Origin of the sequence: uncultured Thiohalocapsa sp. (assembly GCF_913062725.1) — a bacterium.
Lineage (GTDB): Bacteria > Pseudomonadota > Gammaproteobacteria > Chromatiales > Chromatiaceae > Thiohalocapsa.
Genome location: NZ_CAJXWY010000004.1, coordinates 32,773 through 58,854, shown reverse-complemented (window position 1 = coordinate 58,854; position 26,082 = coordinate 32,773). Strand labels below are relative to the sequence as shown.

The window sequence follows — 26,082 nt, the reverse complement described above, 5'->3', positions numbered from 1 at the left end:
CAACAACCACCAAAGAGGCTCATGATGCAGGTCAGCATCCTCGGCACCGGACTGCTCGGCAGCGAGATCGCTATCCGCCTCAAGGCCCAGGGGTTTGCTGTGAGCGCGTGGAATCGCACCGCCGACAAAGCGGCACCCCTCGCCACCCTCGGCATTCGTCTGTCGCAGACACCTGCCGCCGCCATCGCCGATGCCGACGTGGTGGTGCTGCTGCTGGCCGACGCCGCGGCCATCGCAGCGACCCTCTTCACCGACGAGACGGCGCCGGCGCTGGCCGGGCGCGTCATCGTGCAGATGGGGACCATCGCACCGGCGCAGAGCCGCACCTTGAGCGAGCGCGTGGCCGCCGCCGGCGGCGCCTATCTGGAAGCGCCGGTGCTCGGCAGCCTGCCCGAGGCCCGCGACGGCAAGCTGCTGGTCATGGCCGGCGGCGATCAGGCCTTGTATGAGCGCTGCCTGCCGGTGCTCGAGGCGCTGTCGCAGGCCCCGCGTCATATCGGCGGGGTCGGTCAGGCGGCGGCGCTCAAGCTGGCCATGAATCAGCTCATCGCCGGACTCACCACCAGCTTCTCGCTGAGCCTCGGCCTGGTGCGCCAGGCCGGTCTCGACGTGGAGCAATTCATGGCCGTGCTGCGAGGCAGCGCACTGTATGCCCCCACCTTCGACAAAAAGCTCGGCAAGTACCTGGCGCACGACTACGCCAGCGCCAATTTCCCGCTCAAGCATCTGTTGAAGGACGTGCGGCTGATGGAGGACGTCATGGGTGAGGCCGGGCTCGACACGGCACTGCTGGCGGCGGTGGCGGCGGCGGCCGAGCGGGCCATCGACGCCGGCTACGGCGATGCCGACTATGCGGCCTTGTACGAAGCGATCGGCCAGGGGCTGTGAGCCCGGTGCCGGGCCCCGACCGCCACGGCGGAACGCTTCGTCGACGGATCACACTTGCCTTAACTCCCAGTTCCTACCTTCTGGTCCTCCAAACCGCCAATGTCATTCACCCAGCACCCCGGCCGTCATGAGCGCCACCTGCGCCGGCGGCACCTGAATCCACTGTTTGCATGGCCGCCCCGGGAAGTACCGCCGGAGCAGTTGCTGGAGGCCCAGCGGCTGGACCATGAGGCGCTGGAGGCCTTCCGGGAAGCCTTCCGGGAGCTGGTGGAACGGGCGGCGGACCTGCCAGCGGACGCGGGCAGCGATCCGGTGCTGGCGCTGAAGGCCGATCTGGAGCGCCACTACGAGCAGGCCTGCGGCTTGCCGGAGGACCAGACCGAGGCGAAGCGGGGGCTGGGCAAGCTCATCGCTGTCATCATGCGCACGCTGCTGCGTCATGTCGGCGATGATCCGACCGCGCAACAGGAGCTCGCCGACGAGACGGCGGCGCGGGAGATCCACTTCCGGCTCCTGGAACAGCCCCTGGTCGCCGATCTGCTGCATCCGCAGAGCCCCATCCGCCCCCAGGATCTGACGCCGTCGCTGCTGAGCGCGACGGATGCGGAATTCGCCGCCGCCTGCGAGCTCTTCGACGGCCCCCAGCTCGCCGTCATCGTGGATGAAGCCGATGCGCTGCAACGCCGCCTGAGCGAGCGGGGTGCGCCCGTTGGCGATCTGCTAGCGCGTCTGGAGCACCTGCGTCGAGCCCTGGCGGACGCCGGTGGTGCCGACCAGCCCCACCAACCCTGATCTGCTGCCGATGTTCGCAGCACAGGTCCCGGCCTGTGCGTCAGCAGCGCTCAAAGCCCACCGCCCTTGCCGGCGCGCGGCGAGTCGCGGCGATGGGCACGCTCGATGACACGGCACCTTCGGGGTCCTTGCAATATTAGGGATCTCCCTCATTACGAGCGCAAGTCGGGTGTCGGGTTCCTGTCTGCCCGCCGCGAGCTCGCCGTGCCGCGGCCCCGCGGGTCCCTGCGCCATCCAGCCGAATCCAGGATGTCTTTCATGCGCAGTCTGCAGCCTTCGACCGCTCTCGATGGCGGCGCCGACCGGCGGCCCATCGCTGCCGGCATGCCCGTTCACCGCCGCCGTCAGCTATTTGCGGCGCTGGTGACCTCAACCCTGCTGGTCGCCACCGCGCTCATGGTCTGGACCTTGTCCGCCGGCGGCTTCGATGCCCTGGACGTGGTCATCACCGGCCTCTTCGCGCTGACGGTGCCCTTCAACGCCATCGCCTTCTGGAACGCCGTCATCGGGCTGTCACTCGCACGCACCAGCCCCGATCTGGCGCGGACCGTTTGCCCGGCGCTGGTGGAGGCCACCGACCGCAGCCCCGTCACCACCAGCACGGCGCTGGTGAGCTGTATCCGTAACGAGGACGCGGACCTGGTGGGCCGCAACCTGGACGTGATGATCGAGGGGCTGGTGGCCTCCGGCGTGGCGGATCGATTCCATGTCTATGTACTGAGCGATTCCCACTGGCCCGAGGTCATCGCCGCCGAGGAGGCGCGGGTGCAGGCCCTCGCCGAGCGCTGGCATGGGCGCATGGGGGTCACCTACCGGCGTCGGCTGGACAACCCGGGCTTCAAGGCCGGCAACATCCGCGACTTCTGCGAGCGCTGGGGCCACCAGCACGACTTCATGCTGGTGCTCGATGCCGACAGCCTGATGGAAGCGGATGTCATCCTGCGCATGGTGCGCACCCTGCAGCAGGCGCCCGAGCTTGGCATTCTGCAATCCCTGATGGCGGGCCTGCCCACCACCAGCGCCTTCGCCCGGCCGCTGCAGTTTGGCATGCGCATGCTGATGAACGGCTTCACCGCCGGCAACGCCTGGTGGCAGCAGGACGCGGGCCCCTACTGGGGACACAACGCGCTGATCCGTCTGCAGCCCTTCATGGCGCATTGCCACCTGGCGCCGCTGCCGGGACGCGGACCACTGGCCGGCTGGGTGCTGAGCCACGATCAGGTGGAGGCCGCACTGATGCGCCGCGCCGGCTACGAGGTGCGGGTGATGCTGCTCGAGAGCGGCAGTTGGGAAGAAACACCAACCACGCTCACGGAATATCTGCGCCGCGACCTGCGCTGGTGTCACGGCAACATGCAGTACTTCAAGCTGCTGCGCTGGCCCGCGCTGCACCCGGTGAGCCGCGTGAATCTGGCCCTCGCCACCGGCGGCTTCATCGGCTCCACCGCCTGGGTGTTGCTGATGCTGTTGTTCGCGCTGCCGCTGGCCTTCGACAGCGGGCCCAGCTTCCACGCCGGCCCCGGGCTCGCCGTGTTTGCGCTGAGTATGGGCATGGCGTTTGCGCCCAAGATCGGGGCGTTGCTGGAGGTGGCACTGGATCGCGACCGACGGCTGCGGTTCGGCGGCGGTGGGCGTCTGCTGGCGGGTGCCGTCGGCGACATGGCCTTTTCCGTTGTCATGGCGCCCATCCTCGCCGTGGGCCATGCGGTGTTCATCGCGGGATTGGCGCTCGGTCGGGCGGCGGTGTGGGGGGCGCAGCGGCGTGCGGTGCACTGGGTCAGCCCCCTGGCGGCGCTGCGCCGGCTGTGGCCGCAGACGCTGTTCGGGGGCATCGGTGTGGCTTGGTTCGCCTGGTTCAGCCCGCCGGGTGCGCTCTTCTTCTCGCCCTTCTTCGCCATTGCCCTCGCCGCCGTGCCGGTGGCGGTCGTGACGTCGGTGCCGGTGCTCGGCCATTTGGTCGCACGCATCGGCCTGTGGCGGATTCCGGAGGAGACGCTGCCGGCGCCGGCGGTGGCCGCCCTGCACTTGCCGGCGCTGGCGTCGCGGCCACTGCCGCCGTACCTGCCGCTCGGCGAGGCGGCGGCCGAGCGCGTGGACTGACGGTGCGCCGCAGCGCGTCGGCCGGCTCGGGGCCGGGGAGGCTGCGGCTGCCGGGGCCGGTGCGCGGGCTGCTCGGCGTGCTGCGCTCGCTCGGCATCTACTACCGGCCCCACCGCCGCGGCGCCCTGGACCGCATGCACGCGCGCTTCGCCGGGCGCGGGGATTTGGTGTTCGACATCGGCGCCCACGTCGGCGACCGGGTGGCGAGCTTCCGCCGCCTGGGGATGCGGGTGGTCGCGGTGGAGCCGCAGCCGCTGCTGGCGCATCTGTTGCGGCTGCTCTACGGTCGCGATGGGCAGGTGAGCGTCGTGCAGGCGGCGGTGGGGGCCGCCCCCGGCACGGCGACCATGCACCTGAATCTGGATAATCCCACCATCAGCACGGCGTCGCCCGATTTCATCCGCGCCGCCGCAGGCGCACCCTCTTGGCAGGGCCAGCGCTGGGAGCAGCGGCTGCAGGTGCCGGTGACGACGCTGGATGCGCTCATCCAGCGCTTCGGTGCGCCGCGCTTCGTGAAGATCGATGTCGAGGGCTATGAGGATCAGGTGCTGCGGGGGCTCAGCCAGGCGCCGCCGGCCTTCTCGTTCGAGTTCACCACCATCCAGCGGCCGGTGGCCAGGGCGGCGCTGCTGGAGTGTCAGCGGCTCGGGGCCTATCGTTTCAATGCGGCGCTCGGCGAGAGTCAGCATTTGCTGCATACGGCCTGGACGAATGCCGATGGTATTCGCGCCTGGCTGGATGCGCTCCCGGCGCAGGCGAACTCCGGCGACATCTATGCGCTGCGGGGTTGAGGCGTCGCGTTTCAGTTTAGTGTGTGCGTGGGGCCGTGGTCTGGGTAGCGGCTGGCGGGGGACGCCGTGAATACGTCCCTGTAGGCTTCACGACCGCATCCCTGCGGTCGAGACCCCCACCAGCCGCCACCCAGACCACTTGTGCTGGTGTCTGCGATCGTGATTTGGGTGGCGACTGGCGTGTGTGCCTGCGATCGTGGTCTGGGTAGCGGCGGGCGGGGGACGCCGTGGATACATCCCTGTAGGCTTCACGACCGCATCCCTGCGGTCGAGACCCCCACCAGCCGCCACCCAGACCACTGAAGATTGTGGTGGTGTCTGTGGCGGCTTGCGGGGGACGTCGTGGAGACGTCCCTGCAGACGTGTGTCGGTACCGCGAGCAATGGCCATTGACTGGGCGCGGGAGAGGTTATGACGGGTGAGACGCAAGCGCGGGCCTTTTGGGTCACGGCGCCGGGTCGAGGCGAGATTCGCAGCGAGGTGTTGCCGGACCTGCCCGCGGGCTGGGTGCGGGTGCACACGCGCTATTCCGGCATCAGCCGCGGCACCGAGGGACTGGTGTTTCGCGGTGAGGTGCCGGCGAGTGAGTATCAGCGCATGCGTGCGCCTTTCCAGGCGGGCGATTTCCCGGCCCCGGTGAAGTACGGCTACATCAATGTCGGCGAGGTGGTGGCCGGTCCGGAGGCGTTGTGCGGCCGGCTGGTCTATTGCCTGTATCCGCACCAGGACTGTTATCAGGTACCCGCGGATGCCGTCACACCGCTGCCGGCTGATCTGCCGCCGGGGCGGGCTGTGCTGGCCGCCAATCTGGAGACGGCGGTGAACGGGCTCTGGGATGGGCTGCCCCGGATCGGCGATCGCATCGCCGTGGTCGGCGCCGGTACCCTCGGCTGTCTGGCGGCCTGGCTCGCAGCGCAGGTGCCCGGCTGCCAAGTGGAGCTTATCGACACCAATGCAGGCCGAGCGGCCATTGCCGGCGCCCTGGGGGCGGTGTTTCGCAGCCCGGAGACGGCGACGCCGGAGGCGGACCTGGTGATCCATGCCAGCGGTAATCCGGCGGGGCTGGTCACCGCCCTGGGGCTCGCCGGTTTCGAGGCGACGGTGCTGGAGCTGAGCTGGTTCGGTGACCGGGCGGTGACACTGCCGCTGGGAGCCGCCTTCCACCAACGCCGGCTGCGGCTGGTGTCGTCGCAGGTGGGCAGCGTCGCGGCGGCGCAGCGCCCGCGGTGGGGCCATCGGCGTCGTCTGCAATTGGCGCTGGCGCTGCTGGCGCAGTCGCAGGCCGCGGCGCTGGATGCGCTCATCACCGATGACGCACCCTTCGACGAGCTGGCGGCGATACAGGCGCGGCTCGCATCCGCCCCGGATTCTACCCTGACGCAACGCATCCGGTACGGGTAATAGTCCGTTGACATGGACTGTGCTTGCGGTGTCGGCGAGGCGAGCCTGTAGCCATTGACATCCTCCCCCGCCTAAAGTCGGGGGATTCCTACGGCGCTCATCCCAGCATCGAGCCGGGGTCAGTCGCTTCGGTGGGTTCCTGCTGCTGGCGACCTGACTGCATTGCTTACTTCACAGGCGCAACGGGCGAGTCCCGCCCTGAGAACATTGATCGCGCCGACCAGATCGGCGTTTTCCTCGAAATCACATGCTCACTGATTTGGGTCAGCATCTGCTTGATGGGCGCGGCCTCGGTGATGAAGACGATGATGCGCATGTCCACGCCGCAGTTGGGACAGACCAGCGGCAGCGACTCGAACAGCCGCTGCCGGCAGCATGGCCCAGGGGTAGCGTGCCGGCGAGCGCGTCCCGGAGGTCGACGTTGCAGGCGGTGAACCGACCTCGGTCGGTGCGCCGGTTGCCTCCAGCCAAAGACAGGAAAAAGGGCTGGAGGCGATCGAAGCTGCCCCTCCCTTGCCTTTTGGCATATATTCTCTATTTTAATGCCAAAGGAGATAGCCATGCAGTTCGCCACGGTTCAGCCTGTCCTCGCACGCACCGACCTTCCCGTGATCACCGACGAGGAGGCGGCAGCACTGGCGCGCGCAACGGTCAACCTATTCCGCGCCTGGGGGCTGACGGATGCAGAAGCCCGCATCGTGCTCGGCGACATGGCGCAGCGCACATGGGCGCGCTGGAAGACCGGGGATATCGGCCGGATCGACCGCGACCTGCGCGCGCGTCTGGCGACCCTGATGGGGATCCATAAGGCACTGCGCTATGTGTTCACCGACCCTGCCCGTGGCTATGCCTGGATCCGCAAGCCGAACGCTGCCTTCGCAGGCCGAAGCGCGCTGGACGTCATGCTCCGGGGAGAGATCACCGACCTGATCGACCTGCGCGTCTATCTCGATGCCGAACGGGGTGCCTGGTGAATGCGCCTGTCCGGCGCGTGACATGGCCGCGCACGGTCCGGATCATCCGCACCATCCATCCGCCCATCGACCTCTTCGAAGACATCGCCGACCCTGCCGACTGGGAGGCTTTGGCCTCTGCCGAAGCCAAGTTCAACCCCCGCATCCGCGAGAGCATCGGCGATCTGTCCAAGTTGCCGGTGGCCCGGCGTGTGAGAGGACCCGGTGCCAGCTGGGTCATGGCGCCCTTCGTACATTGCTCGCCCCTCCGTCCGGGACGGTTCTCGGATGGCAGCTTCGGCCTCTACTGTGCGGGCGATCGCACCGAGGTGGCCATTGCGGAGACCATCCATCACCACGCCCGCTTCATGCGCGCCACGGACGAGGCACCCGGCTGGACGTCGCAGTTCTGCGAACTGATCGGGGCGATCGATACCGATCTCGACGACGCCACCGGCCGCGCTGATCTGCTGGATGCGGACGACTACCGCCCCTCGCAACTCTTCGGAGCCGAGCGCCGCGCGGCCGGATCGAACGGCATCACCTGGCCAAGCGTCCGCTTTCCCGAGGGCCAGTGCCTCGCTGTCTTTTGGCCCGACGTGATCCCGATCCCGACGCAAGGGGCGCATTTCGCGTATCACTGGGATGGGGAGCGCGTGGACTACGTTAAGCGGCTGGATGATGGCGAGGTCTGGCAGGTGTCGTGACGTTGCAAGAAGCCGCTCATAATTCCAAGCTTTTATGAGTGGTATGTGATCGCCATGGAAATGGCCGATGACCACATCGGTCGCTTCGTCCAGCGCACGCAGGATTCGCTTGCGGATCTTGCGTCCTACGGCGATCTGTTCCTTGGGTGAATGCTCGCCATCGGCGGGCGTTTGGCGTTAGGCTGAACGTTTTTGGGGGAGCAGCGCCGCATGTATAGCCTCACCGTCCGTGATCACATCATGATCGCCCACAGCTTTCGCGGCGAGATCTTCGGTCCGGCCCAGCGCCTGCACGGGGCGACCTATGTGGTGGACTGTGAGTTCAGGCGCCCGGCGCTGGACGCCGACGGCCTGGTGGTGGACATCGGCAAGGCGTCGGCGGTGCTCGCCGAGGTGCTGGGTGCCCTCAATTACCGCAACCTCGACGACGAGCCGGATTTCGCCGGACAGAATACCACCACCGAGTTTCTCGCCCGGGCCATCTTCGAGCGCATGGCGGCGCGCATCGCCGCGGGCGATCTGGGCCCCGGCGCCGCCGGCCTGACGGCGATGCGCATCACCCTGGGGGAGTCCCATGTGGCCTGGGCGGCCTACGAGGGCGTGCTCGGCGGCTGACGACGCCGTCGCGCCGCTGTCCCACGCCCCCTCCCGCACCGCCTATCCCGGCCCAGCAAGTCGCGTCCGATGCTCCCGTCCGACGCCGCCCCGTCGCAGTCGCAGCCCGGCCACGGCCGCGCGCGCCTGCATCTGTTGCTGCCCGGCAGTCCGGCGGCACTCACCGGCGGCACGCTCTACGACAGGCGCATCGCCGAGGGGCTGCGCCGGCTGGGCTGGGAGGTGGGCCTACAGGCCTTGGGTGCCGCCTTTCCGTTGCCGTCGGAGCAGGACTTGGCGGCGGCGGATGCGGCGCTCGCCGGGCTGCCCCCGGGGGCGCTGGCGGTGGTGGACGGTCTCGCCTTCGGCGCCATGCCGGCGGTCGCCGCCCGCCACGCGGACCGTCTGCGGCTGGTTGCACTGGTCCATCATCCGTTGGCACTGGAGACGGGATTGGATGCGGCGGTGGCGGCGCGCCTGCGGGCTGCGGAGACTGCGGCCCTGTGCCAGGCCCGGCGGGTGGTGGTCACCAGCGCCCATACCGCACGCCTGATGGCGGACTATGGCGTGCCGACGGGGCGGTTGCGTGTGGTGGAGCCGGGCACGGACCCGGCGCCGCTGGCCCGCGGCAGTGTACCCAGGGGTATGGGGCCTGCGCCCGGCGCCCCCCTGCAACTGCTCTGCGTGGGCAGTGTGACGCCGCGCAAGGGGCATGACCTGCTGGTGACGGCGCTCGCCGGGCTCGATCACCTGCCTTGGCGGCTCGATTGTGTGGGCAGTCTGACCCGGGAGCCGGCCACGGCGGCGGCGCTGCGCGCGCACATCCAGACGCTGGGCTTGGGCGCACGGGTGCGCCTGCTGGGCGAGGTGGCGCCGACGACGCTCGCAGAGTGCTACCAGCGGGCGGATCTGTTCGTGCTGGCGAGCTGGTTCGAAGGCTACGGCATGGCCTACGCCGAGGCCCTGGCCCGCGGTCTGCCGGTGCTGGGCACCACCGGCGGCGCCGTTGCCGACACCGTGCCCGCGGATGCCGGGCTTTTGGTGGCGCCGGGGTCGGTGGCCGCCCTGCGCCGGGCGCTCTCCCGGCTGCTCACCGATGCGGCGCTGCGCGGGCGGCTCGCCGCCGGCGCCGCCCGCGCCCGCGCGCGGCTGCCGGATTGGCCGGCGGCGGCGGCGTGCTTCGCCGCGGCGGTTGCCGATGTCTGAGTTCAGCGCCGACTGGCTGGCATTGCGCGCAGCGGCGGACCGGGCGGCGCGGGCGGACGGGTTGGTCCAGGGGCTCGCGGGCCCGCCGCCGGTGCAGGCTGGGGGGCTGCAGGTGCTCGACCTCGGCTGCGGCACCGGGGCCAATCTGCGCCACCTGGCGCCGCTGTTGGCGGCGGCGGGTCATCGCCGCCAGCACTGGACCTGTGTGGACCACGACCCGGCGCTGCTGGCGCAACTGCCCGCCAGCACCACCACATGGGCGCGGAGCGCGGGTCTGCACTGGCGCGGGGAGCTCGCGGACGCACGGCTCGTGGGCAACGACTGGCGGGCCGCGGTGGTGGTCCGGCGGCTGGATCTGGCGCACGACTTGCCCGCCCTGGCGCCGCCGGCGGCGGGCCTGGTGACGGCCTCCGCGCTGCTGGACCTGGTCTCGGCGCCCTGGCTGGATGCCCTGCTCGGGCGCTGCCGCGCCGCCGGCTGCGCGCTGCTCTTCGCCCTAAGCTATGACGGTCGCTGTCTGCTCTCGCCGGCGCATGCCGAGGATGCCCGGGTCATCGATCTGGTCAACCAACACCAGCGCACCGACAAGGGCTTTGGTCCGGCACTCGGGCCCGCCGCCGCCGAGCGCGCCGCACGATGCTGCCGTGCGCTCGGCTGGCGGGTGCGCACGGCGGCCAGCGACTGGGTGCTCGGCGCCGAGTCGGCGGACCTGCAGCGGGCGCTGCTGGCGGGCTGGCGCGATGCGGCCGCGGCCATGGCGGCGCCTCCCGGCCCGGCGGCGTCGACCGCCGGGCTGGACGCCTGGCTCCAGCACCGCCGCCGCTGGCTGGCGACGGGCCATTCACGGCTGCAAGTGGGCCACGTGGACCTGTTGGCCCTACCGTGACCGAAAGACCTCCCCGGGGCGCCATGAACGACTACCATCCCATCGCCTGTGCGCGACACGAGGCCCTGGAGCTCGCCATCCTGCGTCGGCGGTGGCTGCGGCTCGTGGTGGCCGCTGATCCCGCCGCGCCCGCGTCCGCCGGCGCGCTGCTGGCGCTGCCCCTGGACATTGGCGTCGCCGACGGCGCGGAGTGGCTGCTGGTGCGCGACGCCGGCGGCGTGGAGCGCCGGCTGCGGCTGGATCAGCTCCTCGATGCAGCGCCCGCCGAGGCCCCGGAATAACCCGCCAGCCGCCGCCCAACCCACGAAGGTCCGAACGGATAATCGATGGACGCCGAGTGCATCATCGCGTTCGGTTGCCGGGCTGCGTGCTCGCCAGGCCCCCATTCAGCGGGGGCGCTCGAACAGGTAATGGCCGACGTACCACTCGGTACCGTCGCGGTAACCGAAGAACTCCGCGCAGCCCATGAAGAAGAGCCGCCAGCGCATCCACCACAGCGCCACCTGATGGTCGCCGTAGGTTTGCGCCAGGATGGGCCAGACCTGCTCCCGGGCGGCGTCCTGTTTGGCGAGCCAGGCATTGAGCGTGCGCTCGTAATGCTGACCGTTCCAGCGCCAGCGCTCCACCAGCTTCAGGTCCTGCTGAAAGTACAACGGCAGGTCGTCGCTCGGCATGATGCCGCCGGCGAAGAAGTAATGGCTCATCCAGTCCTCGGGCCCCGTATCCTCGTAGGGGAAGGGATGCTCGCGGTGGCAGAAGACGTGCATGAAAAAGCGCCCGCCGGGCTTGAGCCAGCCGTTGACACGCGCAAACAGCAGGCGCCAGTTGCGCATGTGCTCGAACATCTCCAGTGACACGATGCGATCGAAGCGGTCTTCGGTGTCGAAGCCATTCATGTCCGCGGTGATGACGCTCAGGTTGCCGAGGCCGCGCCGCGCGGCTTCCGCCTCGATGAATGCGCGCTGGGAGCCGGAGTTGGACACCGCGGTGAAGCGGCTGCCGGGGAAGCGCTCCGCGGCCCAGAGGCTGAAGGCGCCCCAACCGCAGCCGAGCTCCAGCACGGTTTGCTGCTCGGCGATGCCGGCGCGCTCCGCGGTCACCGCCAGCGAGGCCTCCTCGGCGGCGGAGAGGTCATCGACGCCATCCGGCCAATAGCAGCAGCTGTACTTGCGCCGCGGCCCCAGCACGCGCTCGAAGAAGGCCGCCGGCACCTCGTAGTGCTGCTCGTTGGCACGCTCCGGCACGGCGGCGACGGGGGCGGCATCCATCAGTGCCAGAAAGTCCCGCTTGTGCGCCCAGGCCGCCTCGGGCTCGGCGCCGGGCAGCTCATCGATCATTTTCTTCAGGCGCTGGCGGATGCCCGCACGCACCACCGGGTCCGGCACCCGGCCGCGTTCCACCCAGTCGAGGATTCTGGCTTCTGAGATTGGCATGTCTGGCCCTGGTGTGAGTTCCATTGTGGGCGTTGAGGTATTGCCCAAGGGCCGAACTTACAAGCACTTCGGCGCGCAATCCGGTGAGCAGGCTGGGTGTATCGCGCCGGACAGTCGGCGAGCCGGCCGTCGAATGTTCGCCGGCGGGTGGCCTGAGCCGGGGGCATGCCGGATGGCTCAGCCTCGCAGCACGCGTCCGCTGCGGCCGTCACGGATGGTGGAAGGCCGTGGGTGGGTGCCGCAGCGGCCCGCCACCAGCAGGTCCGGGGCGTTACGGAGCTGGTGGCGGACGTCCAGCGACGTGCGCGCGGGCTGCAGACCGCTCAGGTTGGCGCTGGTGGAGACCAGTGCGCCGCTGCCGATGTGGCTGCCGTAGCGGACGCAGGCGCGACAGAGCGCCGCGGCGACGGGGTGGGCGGTGACCCGCACGGCGAGGGTGTCATGGGCGCCGGTGAGCCAGTTGGGGGTTTCGGGGCGCGCGGGGAAAAGCCAGGTGTTGGGGCCGGGCCAGCTGGCGCGGATCTCGGCCATGCGGTTTGGGGGCAGCGGCTCGACGTAGGGGAGCAGGGCATTGATGTCGGCGGCGATGAGGATCAGGCCCTTGTCGATGTCGCGGCCTTTGATGTCGAGGATGCGCTGCACCGCTTCCGGGTCCAGCGGGTCGCAGCCGAGGCCGAAGACGGCCTCGGTGGGATAGGCGATGACGCCGCCGTGGCTGACCACCCGGGCCGCTTCACGCAGGCCGAAGGGGCGGGTGCCGACGCTTCGCAGGGTGTGCATTCAGCGCGTGCTTGTCCGGCCACCCATCGCGTCCCGCCCGCATCTGACGCATGCGGCGGGGTGGGTGGCGCATCCGCGCTGATGCGCACGCGCGAGGCTGCCGGGGCCGATGCGCGTCGTGGCGGTCAAGACGCCGCCTCCACTTCGGCTGCTTCGGCGGGGGCGGTGTAGCCGCACTCCTTCTGCGGGCAGACCTTCTGCGCGCCCTTGGTCTTGGTGACCTTGAGCGTCAGCACGGGCCAGCCGCACTGGGGGCAGGCTTCGGCCAACGGCTGGTTCCAGACGGCATAGTCGCACTTGGGATAGGTGGAGCAGGAGAAGAAGACCTTGCCGCGGCGGGATTTCTTTTTTTGCAGCGTGCCCTGATGGCACTTGGGGCACTCGATGCCGGTGTCGACGGGCTTCTCCAGCGGCTCGATATGGCGGCACTTGGGATAGGCGGTGCAGCCGATGAACTTGCCGTAGCGCCCGCGCTTGACGGCGAGCTCCGAGCCGCACTCGGGACAGCTGCGCCCTTCAACGATCTGTGGCTCCTCTTTCTCGCCCTTGGATTCGCTCAGATCCCGGGTGTACTTGCACTCGGGGTAATTGGTGCAGCCGATGAACAGGCCGTTGCGCCCCAGGCGCTTGGACAGCTGTCCGCCGCACTCCGGGCATTGCTCGTCGATGGCCTCCTGGGTCACCTCGCTGCGATCGACGTTCTCCTGCGTATGCTCCAGGCGGTCCTTGAACGGTTTCCAGAACTGCTCCAGCAGCGGAATCCAGTCTTCCTCGCCGCGGGAGACGGCGTCCAGCTCGTCCTCCAGCCGGGCGGTGAAGTCGTAATCCACGTAGGAGGTGAAGTGCTCGGTGAGGAATTTGTTGACGATGCGGCCCACATCCGTGGGGAAGAACCGCTTCTTCTCCAGCAGCACGTATTCCCGTTCCTGCAGCGTCGAGATGATGGAGGCATAGGTGGAGGGCCGGCCGATGCCGAGCTCCTCCAGGGCCTTCACCAGCGACGCCTCACTGTAGCGCGGCGGCGGCTCGGTGAAGTGCTGCTCCGGACGGAGGGCCTGCAGATCCACCGGCTGGCCTTCGGTCAGGTCGGGCAGCATGCGCTCTTCGTCGTCGTCGGCGCTGGTGGCGTCGTCGCGGCCTTCGAGATAGACGCGCATGAAACCGGGCTCGGCCACCGTCGAGCCGGTGGCGCGGAACAGGTTGCCCGTGCCGGCGGACAGGTCCATGGCCACCTGGTTGATCAGCGCATGGGCCATCTGGCAGGCGACGGTGCGCTTCCAGATCAGCTCGTAGAGCTTGGCCTGGTCGGCGCTCAGGTGCTGTTTGATGGCTTTGGGGTCGTGCCGTACCGACGTCGGCCGGATGGCCTCGTGGGCCTCCTGGGCGTTCTTGGCCTTGGTCTTGAAGGTGCGCGGCTTGCTCGGCAGGTGGTCGCTGCCGTAGCGCTCGCCGATGAAATCCCGCAGCTCCGTAAGGGCCTCCTGGGCCAGGTTGACGGAGTCCGTGCGCATGTAGGTGATCAGCCCGATGGCGCCGTCGCCGATGTCCACCCCCTCGTAGAGCTGCTGGGCGGTGCGCATGGTGCGCTGCGCCGTGAAGCCGAGCTTGCGCGCCGCCTCCTGCTGCAGGGTGGACGTGATGAACGGCGGCGCCGGATTGCGCTTGCGCTGCTTGCGCTCCACCTTTTCCACGCGCAGCTGCCCGCCCGGGGCGCCGCCGGCGGCTTGCAGCAGGGCGGCTTCCACCTCGCGGGCCCGTACTTCGTCGGTGATGCTGAACTGCTCGACCTTCTCGCCCCCGAATTGGATGAGCTTGGCGGTGAAGGATTTGCTGCCCAGCTTCTCGTCCGCCGCGCTGGCATCCGCCTCCAGCGTCCAGTACTCCCGGCTCTGGAAGGCCTCGATTTCCTGCTCGCGCTCTACGATCAGCCGCAGCGCCGGGCTCTGCACCCGGCCCGCCGACAGGCCGCGGCGGACTTTTTTCCACAACAGGGGCGAGAGGTTGAAGCCCACGAGGTAGTCGAGCGCCCGGCGCGCCTGCTGGGCGTTGACCAGGTCCGTGGACAGGTCCCGCGGATGGGCGACGGCGTCGTTGACGGCACGCTCGGTGATTTCGTTGAACACCACGCGGTAGACCGGGCGCTCGCCGATCAGCTTGCGGTCGTGCAGCAGCTCGTACAGATGCCAGGAGATGGCCTCGCCTTCGCGGTCCGGGTCCGTGGCCAGATACAGGGCATCGGCCTTCTTCAACAGCTTGGCGATGGCCGAGACGTGCTTCTCGTTGCGGTCGATGACCTGGTACTTCATCTCGAAGTTCTGCTCCGGGACGACCGCCCCTTCCTTGGGCACCAGGTCGCGCACGTGCCCGTAGGAGGCCACCACCTCGAACTCGGGGCCCAGATACTTCTTGATGGTCTTGGCCTTGGCGGGGGATTCAACGACGACGAGATGCATGACGGTTCCGTGGCGCAATCGAACGGGGCATTAGCAAATACGAAACGCGCGCCCCGCGTCAAGGTGCGGCCGGGTGCCCCGTTCAGCCGTGGCCGGCGCGGCGGCGCCCTGCGGCGGGGCGAAGGCGTCCTGTTGTCGGGCAGAGGACGCGTTGGTCCGAATCGCGTGTCGATCGGGCGCGCTGAAGCGCCTCGACGGGCGGCTCGGCCGTGCGCAATCGGTGCGGCGCCCGCGATGCACGGTTGCGCGCTAGTGCACCTGTGCCGGCGCGTCGCTGTAGATCAGCTCTTCCATTTGGTTGTGGGCGGTTTCGCGCCCGGGGCGGCTCATGAGCACCAGCAGCACCACCCATTTCAGTTCTTCGACGGTGACGGCGGTTTGCTGGATCGCCATGGCGCGGTCGATGACCAGCTCGCGGCTCGGCGGGTCCAGAATGGCGCTTTGCTCCAGGAACAGCAAGAGTCCCCGGGCCTCGATGTCGAGCTTGGCGCACTCGCCGGGCGAGTAGACACGCATGGCGCCGGCGGTGTGCGGCGGGTACGCGGCCGTATCCATGCGGCTCGCGAGCTCGTCCAGCCAGGTCAGGGCCTGGGCGATCTCGCTGTGGGAGAAACCGGCGCGCGAGAGCTCGGTCTCGAGCTCATCCTGGTCGACGGGCGGGCGCGAGTGGCCGTCCAGATAGTTTTCGTACAGGTAAATCAGGACGTCGACCATGCTCTCGTTCATGCTGACTCCTTGAGTGTCGGGACTTGTATGTGGATGCCGGCGTCGGCGGGACGCGGTGCGCCGGTGGTGAGTGATGAGTAGTGATGGCTGTCGCGGCAGGGCCTGCTCAGGCATCGGCCGATGATTGCGGCGGTGTCCCGCTGCGGCTGTAGCGGCCGCCGGCATGGGAGACCACGTAGCCCTGCAGTTCCAGCAACAGCAGCATGGAGGCGATCTCGAAGGCGGGTAGGCCGGTGCGGGCGATCAGGTCGTCGGGTGCCGTTGGATCATACCCCATGGCGGACAGCAGCCGGCGATGATCGTCGTCCAGCGCCTCCTCGTGGTGTCGCGTTGACTCGCCGGCGATGCTGGTCGTGTCCGGTGTTGTGTCCAGGTAGGGTTGGAGCTGGGCGTCGAGCTCTTCCAGGATCTGGTTGGCGCTGTCCACCAACTTGGCGCCCTGGCGGATCAGGGCGTGACAGCCGCGGGCGAGGGGATTGTGGATCGAGCCGGGGATGGCGAAGACCTCCCGGCCCTGCTCGCTGGCGAGCCGGGCGGTGATCAGTGATCCCGAGCCTACTGCAGCCTCCACCACCAGCGTGCCCAGGCTGAGTCCGGCGATGATGCGGTTGCGCCGCGGAAAATGGCTGGCCTGCGGACCGGTGCCGGGCGGGAACTCGCTCACCAGGGCGCCACCGGCGGCGATGCGTCGGGCGAGCTCGCGGTGGACGGCGGGATAGACGCGGTCCGGGCCGGTGCCGAGCACGGCGATGGTGTGGCCGGTGCCGAGCGCGCCCTGGTGTGCGGCGGCGTCGATGCCGAGGGCGAGACCGCTGGTGATCACCAGCCCGAGGCCGGCGAGGTAAGCGGCGAAGTCGCGCGCCGTCGCAATGCCGCCGGCGGTGGGGTTGCGGCTGCCGACGATGGCGATTTGCGGCTCGTGCAAGAGATCCGTGTCACCGAGCACGAACAGCAGCGGCGGCGCCGCGGGCAGCTCACGCAGGCGTCGGGGATAAGTGCTCAAATCCGGCGTCAAAAGGTGTGCGTTTGGCCGATCAGCCCAGGCCAGGGCGTGCGCCACGCGGTCGCGGTCGGGGCTTTTCACGGCGGCAATCGCCGCTTTCGGTGCACCCGCTTCCAGCAGCGCCGTGCGATCCGCAGCGCGCACCGCGGCCGCGCTGCCGAAATGCGCCACCAGCTGGCTGATGCGTCTGGGGCCGAGCCCGGGCGCCAGGGCCAGGGCTAGCCAGTCGGTCAGCTGCTCGCGCGCGGGAGGTGTCATGCTGTGATCGTCTCGGTGGGCTGGGGCCGCTCACGCGCAGGGGCACCCGGCGGGCGTCCCGCCGGGTGCCGCGTCCGGCTTCCGGCTGCGCCGCAGCAGCGGCGTGGTCCGCAGCAGCGGCTATGGCGATTGACGCGGCAGGGTGCCATCGGCGGCTGAGCGCTGAGGTCGGGGTGCGTCGGCACCGCCCACCTCAGCGAGGCCTTGGCGGTGCGACCATCTCGTCGAGATGTATCGCCTGGCGGGCGCGCATGACCAGCGCAAAGCTCATTTTCTCGAAGGCTCGAAACACCATGATCGTGCCGGTGTGGGAGTCCGGCACACGATATTGGGGCTCCCGGGAGGCTGCCCCGCGTTGTCGCGGTGGCGGCGTGTTCGGCTCGGACCGTTCGCGCTCGTGGCCGTCCGGCTGCCAGGCGCCGTGCCGGTGTGTGGCCTCCGCCGGAGGCTGGTTGCCCGGATGTTGGCGTGCGCTGGCTGAGCGCACGTCATCGCGGCGCAGCTCGCCGCCACGATAGGTGGCGAGCACCGTTCCCGCCTCGACGCCGTCGCGACGGCCGAGATTCAGCGCGATCACGTCGTATTGGCCGATATGGGACACCCCTCGTAACGCGGCGATGATGCGGCCGCGCACACCGGCCTTGGCCGGATGCGGGAAAAAGCTGTGGACGGGCGCCTCGGCGCGCGCCGGGCGGGCCCGGTCGCCCGGTTTGATCTCTTGGCGCGCGTCCGTGACCACAAGTGTCGCCGGGTCACCCGGGCGCTGCAGCTCGGCGCTGGCCACGGCGGTGGCCCCGAAGCCCAACGGCTCGCCCGTGGCCGGATCGCGATATGCCCGCCCCGGGCGCAAAATTTCCCAGCGCACGCTGTCGGCGGTGCTGATGCCACGGACCAAAAGGCTGTCGCCGGGACCGCCCATGAGCTTGTCGGCCGCAAAGCCCACCACGTAAGGTGACCCCTCCAGGGCCTGTGCCGTCGTGATCAGCGGCCGCGACAGGAAGGGGGCGATGGCGTGTATGGGAATGGCGGGAATCTCCCGGTCCAGATCCCGGACCCGCACGCGCGGCGACAGCTTGACCGTGCGCAGGCCGTCGCCACCATTGGCCTTACGAATGCGTGGGCTGGCGCCGCTGCGATCCGCCACCAGCACATCGCCGGGGTAGATCCGGTTCGGATCGGCGATGTCCGGGTTGGCCTGCCAGACCTGTGGCCAGCGCCAGGGCGCGTCCAGAAAGCGCTCGGCGATCTGCCACAGGGTATCGCCGGGCTGCACCACATAGCGTTCCGGTGCGTCCATACGCAGCGCACGTTGCGCGAGCGCAGCGCTCGGCGTGGCCACCAGCAAAAGAGAGAGGAGGGCGGGCGCCGACGTGACGCGCTTGGCGGGTGGCACCGGGCGCAGGCGTCGAAGGCCAAAGTGCGGCGGGGTGCGACGACGACGGGCGATGTGCTGGCTGGGCATGTCGCCTCCTCCGGGCGATCCCCGGGCGGCTGATCTTCTGGGGGTGGTCTGGGGGGGCTGGTCTGGTGGGGCTAGTCTGGGGCCGGCTGGCCGGCGGGCGGCGTGAGCAGGGGCAATGTCATGCGTGCCCGCGCCGCTCTTCCCAGTAGCCGTGTTGCAAGCGCTTGCCGATGCGGCATTTTCCATTCCGCCACCGATGCCGGGAACTGCACCCAATGGTGTATCATGGCCATACTAGCCTAATCCGCAGGGCCTGTAATTGCGAATCACGACTGTCTTGTAACGTCATGGCTAAACTGGAAATCCTCACTTTCCCCGACGAGCGTCTGCGACGCCGGGCCGAGCCCGTGGAGCAGGTGGACGACGGGATCCGTCAGCTCGTAGACGATATGCTCGAAACCATGTACGACGCGCCGGGGATCGGCCTCGCGGCCATCCAGGTGAACGTGCCGAGGCGCGTCATCGTCATCGACACCTCCGATGAGAAGGATCAGCCGCTTTGCCTGATCAACCCGGAGATCCTCGCCAGCAGCGGCGAGGAGGAAATGAGCGAAGGCTGTCTGTCGGTGCCCGGCTTCTTCGAGCCCGTGATGCGCGCGGAGTGCATCAAGGTCCGCGCCCTCGACCGCGACGGTGAGTCCTTCGAGCTGGAGACCGATGGCCTCTTGGCGGTGTGCATCCAGCACGAGATCGATCACCTCGACGGCAAGCTGTTCGTCGATCACATCTCATCGCTGAAGCGCCAGCGCATCCGCAAAAAGCTGGAGAAAGAGCGTCGCCAGGCGACGCCGGCGCCCGCCGCCAAGCGTCGTCAGGCTATCTGAGCAGGCCGACCAAGGCGACCGACGCCGGGGTGGCGGCGAGATCGCGCCGCTTCGTGCGCGGCCATGGCTCCTGCGGCGTCGGCCGGTAGCGCCGGTCGGTCGCCCCCGGTCCGTTGCGCGGCCGGCCCCCGTCCCCGCGCAGGGCCACGGGGGCGCTGCAGCAAAGCCGGGCACGCAGCCGTGCCAGCCAATCCCCAACGAGCCCGCACCGAGCCCGCCACCGAGACTATCCCGCCGAAACGACCATGACACCGGCCCGTATCCTCTATGCCGGCACGCCAGACTTCGCCGTGCCGGCATTGTCCGCTCTCATCGCGAGTGCCCACGAGGTGGTCGCCGTCTACACCCAGCCAGACCGGCCCGCCGGCCGCGGCCGGCGGCTGGAGCCCTCGCCGGTCAAGCGCCGCGCCCTGGCAGCCGGGCTGCCGGTGCTGCAGCCCGCCTCCCTCAAGGACCCGGGGGCGCAGGCCGAGCTGGCGGCCTGGGAAGCGGATCTGCTCGTGGTGGCCGCGTATGGGCTGATACTGCCGCAGGTGGTGCTCGACACCCCCCGGCGCGGCTGCGTCAACATCCATGCCTCGCTGCTGCCGCGCTGGCGCGGGGCTGCACCGGTCCAGCGCGCGCTGCTCGCCGGCGACACCGAGACCGGCGTCAGCATCATGCGCATGGAGGCAGGGCTCGATACGGGGCCGGTGTATCGCTTCGCCCCGGTTGCCATCGCCGCCGAAGACACCACCGGCAGCCTGACGGCACGGCTGGCGGCGCTGGGCGCGGAGACCTTGCTGGCGGCATTGCCCGGCGTGCTCGATGGCAGTACGTCCCCGCAGCCCCAGGATGATGCTGCGGCCACCTACGCGCGCAAGCTCACCAAGGAGGAGGCGGCCATCGACTGGACACTGCCCGCCGTCGTCACCGCGCGCGCGGTGCGCGCACTCGACCCCTGGCCCGTCGCCCAGACCCGTCTCGGCGATGACGTGCTGCGCATCTGGTCTGCGCAGGCGCTGGCGGCGGCGGAGACAGCCGCCGCCGAGGCGGGCCGTGTGCTGGCGGCCGGCCCTGCGGGCATCGATGTCGGCACCGGCGCCGGTGTGTTGCGCATCACCGAGCTGCAGGCGCCTGGCAAGCGACGCATGTCGGCCCACGACTTTCTCAACGCCCGCCGCATGGACGGTGTCCTGCTTGGCTGAGCCGCCGCGCGCCGACGCGCCACGGACGCGCGGGCATCGGCGGCAATTGCCGCGGCGGGATGCCCCCGGTGCCCAAGTGCGTGCCGCCGCCGCGCGGGTGGTCCACGCCGTGCGCGTCGACGGCCGCTCCCTGACCACGGCGCTCGCGGCGGCGGCGGGCGATGTGGGCGTGCGCGACCAGCCGCTGCTCACCGAGCTCTGCTATGGCACGCTGCGGCTGCTGCCGCGCCTGGACGCCCTCGTCGCTATACTGCTGACGCGGCCGCTTCGCCGCGCCGACCGGGTCCTGAACGCGCTCATGGCGGTGGGTCTCTACCAACTGATCTACACCCGCATCCCCGCCCACGCCGCCGTGGCCGCCACGGTGGACGCCACCCGTGCCCTGGGTCGGGCGCGCGCCGCCGGTCTGGTGAATGCTGCCCTGCGCCGCTTCCAGCGCGAGCATGAACGCCTCCTCGCCGAGGTCGGCAGCGCAGCGGATGATCCCGCCCTGTTCCCGGATTGGCTGCTGCGCCGGCTACAGGCCGCCTGGCCCGAGCATTGGCGGCGCATCGTCGCGGCCAGCAACCAGCACCCGCCCATGACCCTGCGCGTCAACCGCAGGCGCCAGTCGCTGCGCGACTATGCCGACGCGCTCGCCGCCGCAGGGATCGCCGCACGGCTGCTGGCGGGGTTGGACAGTGCGCTAATACTGGATCAGCCGGTGCCGACGCAACGCCTGCCGGGCTTCGCCGAGGGGCGGGTGTCGGTGCAGGATGCGGCGGCCCAGTGCGCCGCCTTGTTCCTCGATCCGCAGCCCGGCGAGCGTGTGCTCGATGCCTGTGCCGCACCGGGCAACAAGACCGCCCATCTGCTGGAGCACGCCGACGGCGAGCTGGCGCTCACCGCGGTGGATGCGGACGCCGAGCGTCTGCTCGCACTGCGGGAGAATCTGGCCCGGCTCGGCCTGCGCGCGCAGGTGCTGGTGGCGGATGCGGGGGATGCCGCCCCCGATTGGCCGGGAGCGCCCTACGACGCCATCCTGCTGGACGCCCCCTGCTCGGCGACCGGCGTGATCCGCCGGCACCCCGACATCAAGTATCTGCGCCGGGCGGCCGACATCCCGGCGCTGGCGGCGACCCAGGATCGCCTGCTGGCGGCGCTGTGGCCGCTGCTGCGCCCCGGCGGGCGGCTGCTCTACGCGACCTGCTCCGTGCTGCCGGAAGAGAATCAGCAACGGGTGGCGGCCTTTCTCGCCAGCCATCGCGACGCCCTTGAGCGCCCCCTTGCGCCGCCGGCGGGTGTCGGCGAGGCGCTGCCCGGCGCGCCCGGCGTGCAGCTGCTGCCGGCCATCGATGGCGGCGACGGCTTTTATTTCGCGCTGCTGGAGCGCACACCGTGAGGCGGCGCCGGCGTTGGCGTATCGCGGTGATGATGCCCGCGCTCATGTTGCTGGTGGGTGTGGCTCAGGCGGTGGCGCGCGACTTCGACGTGGAGCGCGTGGAGACCCGACTGGGGGAGGGGGCCTTCGTCATGGATGCGAACATTCGCTACGATTTCAGTGAGCGGGCCCTGGAAGCCCTGCAGAACGGCGTGCCCCTGACGGTGGAGGTACACATTCAGGTGCGCCCCGCGGATGCCTGGATTTGGCAAGAGAGTCTGGTGGATGAGCGTCTGCGCTACCGCATTCGCTACAAGCCCCTGTCTGAGCGCTACCTGGTCTCGCAGCTGCCGGGTGAGCGCGGTCGCACCTATGTCACCCGCGATGCGGCACTCGCCGCCCTCGGCGAGATTCGCGACCTGCCGCTACTGGCGCCCGACCGGCTGCAGCCGGACACGGCGTACGAGGTTCAGCTCCGCGTCTCCCTCGACATCGAAGAGCTGCCGCTGCCGCTGCGGCCCTTGGCCTACCTGTATCCGTCCTGGAAGCAGTCCAGCAAGTGGACCAAATGGCCGCTGACGCCCTGACGCCGCAGTCAGAGCGGCCGCAGCGTGAGCCGCCCGGGCCACCGCCGCGGCAGCCGGCACCGCGCCGGGTCTGGAAGCACCCCGGCACCTTCTTCGCCGGTCTCCTGCTGCTGGCGCTCTTGGTCGCGCTGCACTTGATGAGCAGCGCCGTGCAGAACTCCGACATCCTGAGCCGCGCCTTCGTGCCGCTGCTGCTGGTGGTGCTGCTGGGGCTGTTCGCGCTGGTGGTAATGGTGGGTGTCAATGTGGTGCGGCTGGTGAATCAGCGCCGCCGCGGCGCCCCCGGCTCGCGACTCACGGCACGCATGGTGCTGCTGTTCGCGCTGATCTCGCTGCTGCCGGTGGGGGTGGTCTACTACTATTCCCTGGGCTTTTTGCTGCGCGGGATCGACAGCTGGTTCGATGTGCAGATCGACAGCGCCATGGAAGACGCCCTGGCGCTGAATCAGGCGTCGCTCGATCTGAACCAGCGGGTGCTGCTGAAGTACAGCCAGCAGATCCTCGCCGGCATCGAAGACCGCTCGGTGACGGCCCTCACGCTGACCCTGGACGAGCTGCGCCGGCAGGCCGGTGCGCTGGAGCTCAGTGTGTTCGAGCCCAACGGGCAGGTGATGGGCACGGCCATGGATGATCCCACCCAGTTGGTGCCGAATCACCCCGGCCGCGAGGTGATGCAAGGCGTGCGTATGGGCGTGGACTATGTGGGCCTCGAGCCCGCCGAGGACGGCCAGCTGGTGGTGCGGGTGGTGGTCAACGACCCGCGTGCGCGGCGCATGCTGATGCAGGCCATCTTCCCCACCTCGGCGCGCATCGACGAACTGGCGTCGAAGCTCGAAAATGCCTACAACCGCTACACCGAGCTGTCCTACCTGCGCCGCTCGCTGAAGCTCAGCTTTTCGCTCACGTTGTCGCTGGTGCTGGTGTTCGGCCTGCTGGCGGCGCTGCTCGCGGCCTTTGGCACCGCCCAGCGCCTGGTGCGACCCGTGGCCGACATCGCCCGCGGCACCCGGGCGGTGGCGGATGGCGACTACGAGCAGCGGCTGCCGCTGCCTGCGCAGGACGACGAGCTGGCCTTCCTGGTGGCCTCCTTCAATGCCATGACCCGACGCATCGCCCAGGCGCGGGATGAGGCCGCGCGCAGCCAGCGTGCCGTGGAGGAGCAGCGTGCCTATCTGGAGACGGTGCTGGGACGGCTGTCGAGCGGTGTCGTCGCCCTGGACGGCGAGCTCCGGCTCATGACCCTGAATCCCGCCGCCCGGCAAATCCTGCGGTTGCCGGATTACCAGGCGACGGCCTTGGGACTGGGCGAGCTGGAGCAGACCGACGACAGGCTCGGGCCCTGGGCCGAGTCCGTGCGTCGGCATGTCATGGTGGCGGCGGAATGGCGCGAAGAGGTGACGCTGCTCGGCGGCGACGGCCGGCAGGTGTTGATGTGTCGGGGCAGTCCCCTGCCGGCGGTCGCCGGCGACGGCAGCGGCAGCGGCCATGTCGTGGTGTTCGACGACATCACCACCCTGATCCGCGCCCAGCGCGATGCCGCCTGGGGCGAGGTGGCGCGACGTCTGGCACATGAGATCAAAAACCCACTGACCCCCATCCAGTTGTCGGCGGAGCGCCTGCGCCACAAGCTGCTGGCGAAGCTGCCCGAGGCCGAGGCACGCGTGGTGGACCGCGCCACGCACACCATCGGCCAACAGGTGGAGGCCATGAAGGCCATGGTGAACGATTTTGCCAATTATGCGCGCACACCAGAGATCCAGGACGAGCCGTTCGCCGTCGATGCCCTGATCACCGAGGTGCTGGAGCTCTACCATGGGGGCAGGGTGCGTATCGACGCCGAGCTGGGCGCGCCGGAGGCGAAGCTGCGCGGCGACTCCAAGCGCTTGCGCCAGGTCGTTCACAACCTGCTGAAGAACGCCATCGAGGCGTTGGAAGGTCGTCCCGACGGCCGCATTCGGGTGGCAACGCACTATGCCTTCAGCGACGAGACACCAGCCCTCGAAATCGCCATCGAAGACAACGGCGGCGGCATCGACGCGGTACTCCTCGACCGGCTGTTCGAGCCCTATGTCACGTCCAAGGCCAAGGGCACCGGGCTCGGGCTTGCCATCGTGAAGAAGATAATTGAAGAGCACGGCGGTATGATCGCGGCAGAGAATGCGGCGCAGGGGGCGCGCTTCACGGCTAGACTGCCGGTCTGGCGCGATTCGAGTGCTGCATCGTCGAGGCCGCTGCGGCGGATAGGAGAGACATGACTGCCACCCATATCCTCGTTGTGGACGACGAGCCAGACATCCGCGAGACGGTGCAGGATATCCTCGAGGATGAGGGCTATACCGTGACCAGTGCCGAGAATGGCGAGGCGGCACGGCACGCCCTGCGCGATCGTCGTCCGGACCTGATGCTGCTCGATATCTGGATGCCGGATCTCGATGGCATCAGCCTGCTCAAGGAGTGGGACGAGGACGATGGCTTGCCTTGTCCGGTGATCATGATGTCCGGCCACGGCAACGTCGAGACCGCGGTGGAGGCGACCCGTCTCGGCGCCTATGATTTCCTCGAAAAGCCGCTGTCCATGGCCAAGCTGCTGCTGACCGTGGAGCGGGCGCTGGAGGCGGACAAGCTCGAGCGCGAGAATGTCGGCCTGCGCCGGCGTGCGCCACTGGTGCAGGAGCCCGCCGGGCGTTCTGCGGCGATGCAGCGCCTGCGCGAGCAGGTGAAGCGCATCGCCCAGCACGACACCTGGGTGCTGATCACCGGCGAGCCCGGCAGCGGGCGTGAGACCTTCGCGCGCTTCCTGCATTCCCAGAGCGCCCGACGCGAGCGGCCGTTCGTGGATCTGGGTGTCTCCGCCATCACCCGTGGCAACGCCGCCCGGGAGCTCTTCGGCAGCGAGGACGGCGGTCATCTGCACTACGGTAGCCTGGAGCAGGCCGCCGGCGGCACCCTGCTGCTGGACGAAGTGGCGGACATGGATTTGGAGGTGCAAGGGCAGTTGCGCGGCGCCCTGGATACGGGCTCCTTCCTGCGGGTCGGCGGCAGCGACCCCGTCACCATCGACGTGCGCATCATCGCCGCCACCTCCCGTGATCTCAAAGAAGAGGTGCGTGCCGGCACCTTCCGCGAAGATCTCTTCTATCACCTCAATGTGGTCCCCCTGCAGGTGCCACCGCTGCGCGAGCACGCCGAGGATATCCCGGACCTGCTGAACTTCTATGTGGATTACTTTGCCACCCACGAGAAGCTGCCCTACCGGCGCTTCAGCGTCGGCGCGCAGAACTTCCTGCGCAACTACAGCTGGCCCGGTAATGTCCGCGAGCTCAAGAACCTGGTGCAGCGGGTGCTGATCCTCGGCGCCGGCGACGAGATCACCCAGACCGAGGTCGAGGCCGCCCTGGGCTCCGTGCCGCCGGTGCCCACCCAGCCCCTGGAGGGCATGGTCTCGTTTGATCAGCCACTGCGCTCGGCGCGGGAGCAATTCGAGAAGGCCTACCTCGAATACCAGCTGGAAAAACACGCCGGCAACGTCTCCAAGATGGCGAAAGAGGCGGGTATGGAGCGCACGCACCTGTATCGTAAGCTGCGCTCGCTCGGGATCGAGATCAAAGAACGCCGATGAGCATCGAGCCACGCGTCTGGTGCTTCGAGGCGCCGCCGCACGTCTTTTGCCTCGCGCCTCGCCCCGCGTGAC

At 69.3% G+C, this 26,082-nt stretch carries 24 protein-coding genes; 17 read left to right on the top strand and 7 right to left on the bottom strand.

Going from position 1 to position 26,082, the window contains the following annotated elements:
* Positions 1–24: 24 nt before the first annotated feature.
* From QZ588_RS01855 to QZ588_RS01835, 5 genes are all read left to right on the top strand, one after another.
* Positions 25–888, top strand: coding sequence for an NAD(P)-dependent oxidoreductase (locus QZ588_RS01855; protein ID WP_295539262.1), 864 nt, complete (start codon positions 25–27; stop codon positions 886–888).
* A gap of 99 nt (positions 889–987) precedes the next feature.
* Entirely contained in the window at positions 988–1,680 is a 693-nt protein-coding gene (locus tag QZ588_RS01850) for a hypothetical protein (RefSeq protein WP_295539152.1), read from the top strand.
* A gap of 324 nt (positions 1,681–2,004) precedes the next feature.
* Complete coding sequence (gene mdoH / locus QZ588_RS01845; protein ID WP_295539148.1) at positions 2,005–3,780, top strand: glucans biosynthesis glucosyltransferase MdoH; 1,776 nt, start codon at positions 2,005–2,007, stop codon at positions 3,778–3,780.
* 2 nt (positions 3,781–3,782) lie between these two features.
* On the top strand, positions 3,783–4,571 hold the full coding sequence (locus QZ588_RS01840; RefSeq protein WP_295539144.1) for an FkbM family methyltransferase: 789 nt from the start codon (positions 3,783–3,785) through the stop codon (positions 4,569–4,571).
* Between the two features lie 411 nt (positions 4,572–4,982).
* The gene (locus QZ588_RS01835; protein WP_295539141.1) at positions 4,983–5,972 is read left to right on the top strand and encodes a zinc-binding alcohol dehydrogenase; all 990 of its coding nucleotides are present in this window, start codon (positions 4,983–4,985) and stop codon (positions 5,970–5,972) included.
* Positions 5,973–6,138: 166 nt separating this feature from the next.
* Here QZ588_RS01835 and QZ588_RS01830 read toward each other — a convergent pair whose 3' ends face one another.
* Positions 6,139–6,288, bottom strand: coding sequence for a hypothetical protein (locus QZ588_RS01830; RefSeq protein WP_295539139.1), 150 nt, complete (start codon positions 6,286–6,288; stop codon positions 6,139–6,141).
* A 244-nt stretch (positions 6,289–6,532) separates the two neighbouring features.
* Here QZ588_RS01830 and QZ588_RS01825 point away from each other — a divergent pair, with 244 nt between their 5' ends.
* The 6 genes from QZ588_RS01825 (at position 6,533) to QZ588_RS01800 (ending at position 10,599) form a co-directional block, all read left to right on the top strand.
* On the top strand, positions 6,533–6,946 hold the full coding sequence (locus tag QZ588_RS01825; protein WP_295539136.1) for an MbcA/ParS/Xre antitoxin family protein: 414 nt from the start codon (positions 6,533–6,535) through the stop codon (positions 6,944–6,946).
* Entirely contained in the window at positions 6,943–7,632 is a 690-nt protein-coding gene (locus QZ588_RS01820; protein ID WP_295539133.1) for an RES family NAD+ phosphorylase, read from the top strand. The genes QZ588_RS01825 and QZ588_RS01820 overlap by 4 nt, the downstream gene beginning before the upstream one ends.
* 210 nt (positions 7,633–7,842) lie before the next feature.
* Positions 7,843–8,247, top strand: coding sequence for a 6-carboxytetrahydropterin synthase (locus QZ588_RS01815; RefSeq protein WP_295539130.1), 405 nt, complete (start codon positions 7,843–7,845; stop codon positions 8,245–8,247).
* A 69-nt stretch (positions 8,248–8,316) separates the two neighbouring features.
* Positions 8,317–9,432 (top strand): glycosyltransferase family 4 protein, encoded by a 1,116-nt coding sequence (locus QZ588_RS01810; RefSeq protein ID WP_295539127.1) that lies wholly within the window; start codon positions 8,317–8,319, stop codon positions 9,430–9,432.
* A complete protein-coding gene (locus tag QZ588_RS01805) occupies positions 9,425–10,318 on the top strand; it encodes a class I SAM-dependent methyltransferase (protein ID WP_295539125.1) in 894 nt (297 codons plus the stop codon). Before QZ588_RS01810 ends, QZ588_RS01805 begins: the two co-directional genes overlap by 8 nt.
* Positions 10,319–10,341: 23 nt before the next feature.
* Positions 10,342–10,599: a transcriptional antiterminator, Rof gene (locus QZ588_RS01800; protein WP_295539123.1), complete on the top strand. Its 258-nt coding sequence runs from the start codon at positions 10,342–10,344 to the stop codon at positions 10,597–10,599.
* A 105-nt stretch (positions 10,600–10,704) separates the two neighbouring features.
* On the opposite strand, the gene QZ588_RS01795 is transcribed toward QZ588_RS01800, so the two are convergent.
* From QZ588_RS01795 to QZ588_RS01770, 6 genes are all read right to left on the bottom strand, one after another.
* Positions 10,705–11,751, bottom strand: coding sequence for a cyclopropane-fatty-acyl-phospholipid synthase family protein (locus tag QZ588_RS01795; RefSeq protein ID WP_295539119.1), 1,047 nt, complete (start codon positions 11,749–11,751; stop codon positions 10,705–10,707).
* A gap of 177 nt (positions 11,752–11,928) precedes the next feature.
* Entirely contained in the window at positions 11,929–12,531 is a 603-nt protein-coding gene (locus QZ588_RS01790) for a Sua5/YciO/YrdC/YwlC family protein (protein WP_295539115.1), read from the bottom strand.
* Between the two features lie 125 nt (positions 12,532–12,656).
* Positions 12,657–14,984 (bottom strand): type I DNA topoisomerase, encoded by a 2,328-nt coding sequence (gene topA, locus QZ588_RS01785; RefSeq protein ID WP_295539112.1) that lies wholly within the window; start codon positions 14,982–14,984, stop codon positions 12,657–12,659.
* Between the two features lie 249 nt (positions 14,985–15,233).
* Positions 15,234–15,710 (bottom strand): DUF494 family protein, encoded by a 477-nt coding sequence (locus QZ588_RS01780; protein WP_295539109.1) that lies wholly within the window; start codon positions 15,708–15,710, stop codon positions 15,234–15,236.
* A gap of 106 nt (positions 15,711–15,816) precedes the next feature.
* Complete coding sequence (dprA, locus tag QZ588_RS01775; protein WP_295539106.1) at positions 15,817–16,971, bottom strand: DNA-processing protein DprA; 1,155 nt, start codon at positions 16,969–16,971, stop codon at positions 15,817–15,819.
* Between the two features lie 193 nt (positions 16,972–17,164).
* Positions 17,165–18,433: a LysM peptidoglycan-binding domain-containing protein gene (locus QZ588_RS01770; protein WP_295539103.1), complete on the bottom strand. Its 1,269-nt coding sequence runs from the start codon at positions 18,431–18,433 to the stop codon at positions 17,165–17,167.
* Between the two features lie 287 nt (positions 18,434–18,720).
* On the opposite strand from QZ588_RS01770, the gene def reads away from it, so the two are divergent.
* From def to QZ588_RS01740, 6 genes are all read left to right on the top strand, one after another.
* Positions 18,721–19,257 (top strand): peptide deformylase, encoded by a 537-nt coding sequence (gene def / locus QZ588_RS01765; RefSeq protein WP_295539101.1) that lies wholly within the window; start codon positions 18,721–18,723, stop codon positions 19,255–19,257.
* A 245-nt stretch (positions 19,258–19,502) separates the two neighbouring features.
* A complete protein-coding gene (fmt, locus tag QZ588_RS01760; protein WP_295539099.1) occupies positions 19,503–20,444 on the top strand; it encodes a methionyl-tRNA formyltransferase in 942 nt (313 codons plus the stop codon).
* A 76-nt stretch (positions 20,445–20,520) separates the two neighbouring features.
* Complete coding sequence (rsmB, locus tag QZ588_RS01755) at positions 20,521–21,825, top strand: 16S rRNA (cytosine(967)-C(5))-methyltransferase RsmB (protein WP_295539097.1); 1,305 nt, start codon at positions 20,521–20,523, stop codon at positions 21,823–21,825.
* A 29-nt stretch (positions 21,826–21,854) separates the two neighbouring features.
* Entirely contained in the window at positions 21,855–22,391 is a 537-nt protein-coding gene (locus QZ588_RS01750) for a DUF4390 domain-containing protein (protein ID WP_295539094.1), read from the top strand.
* On the top strand, positions 22,373–24,646 hold the full coding sequence (locus tag QZ588_RS01745; protein WP_295539092.1) for an ATP-binding protein: 2,274 nt from the start codon (positions 22,373–22,375) through the stop codon (positions 24,644–24,646). The genes QZ588_RS01750 and QZ588_RS01745 overlap by 19 nt, the downstream gene beginning before the upstream one ends.
* On the top strand, positions 24,643–26,010 hold the full coding sequence (locus QZ588_RS01740; protein ID WP_295539090.1) for a sigma-54 dependent transcriptional regulator: 1,368 nt from the start codon (positions 24,643–24,645) through the stop codon (positions 26,008–26,010). Before QZ588_RS01745 ends, QZ588_RS01740 begins: the two co-directional genes overlap by 4 nt.
* The last annotated feature ends 72 nt before the right edge of the window (positions 26,011–26,082 follow it).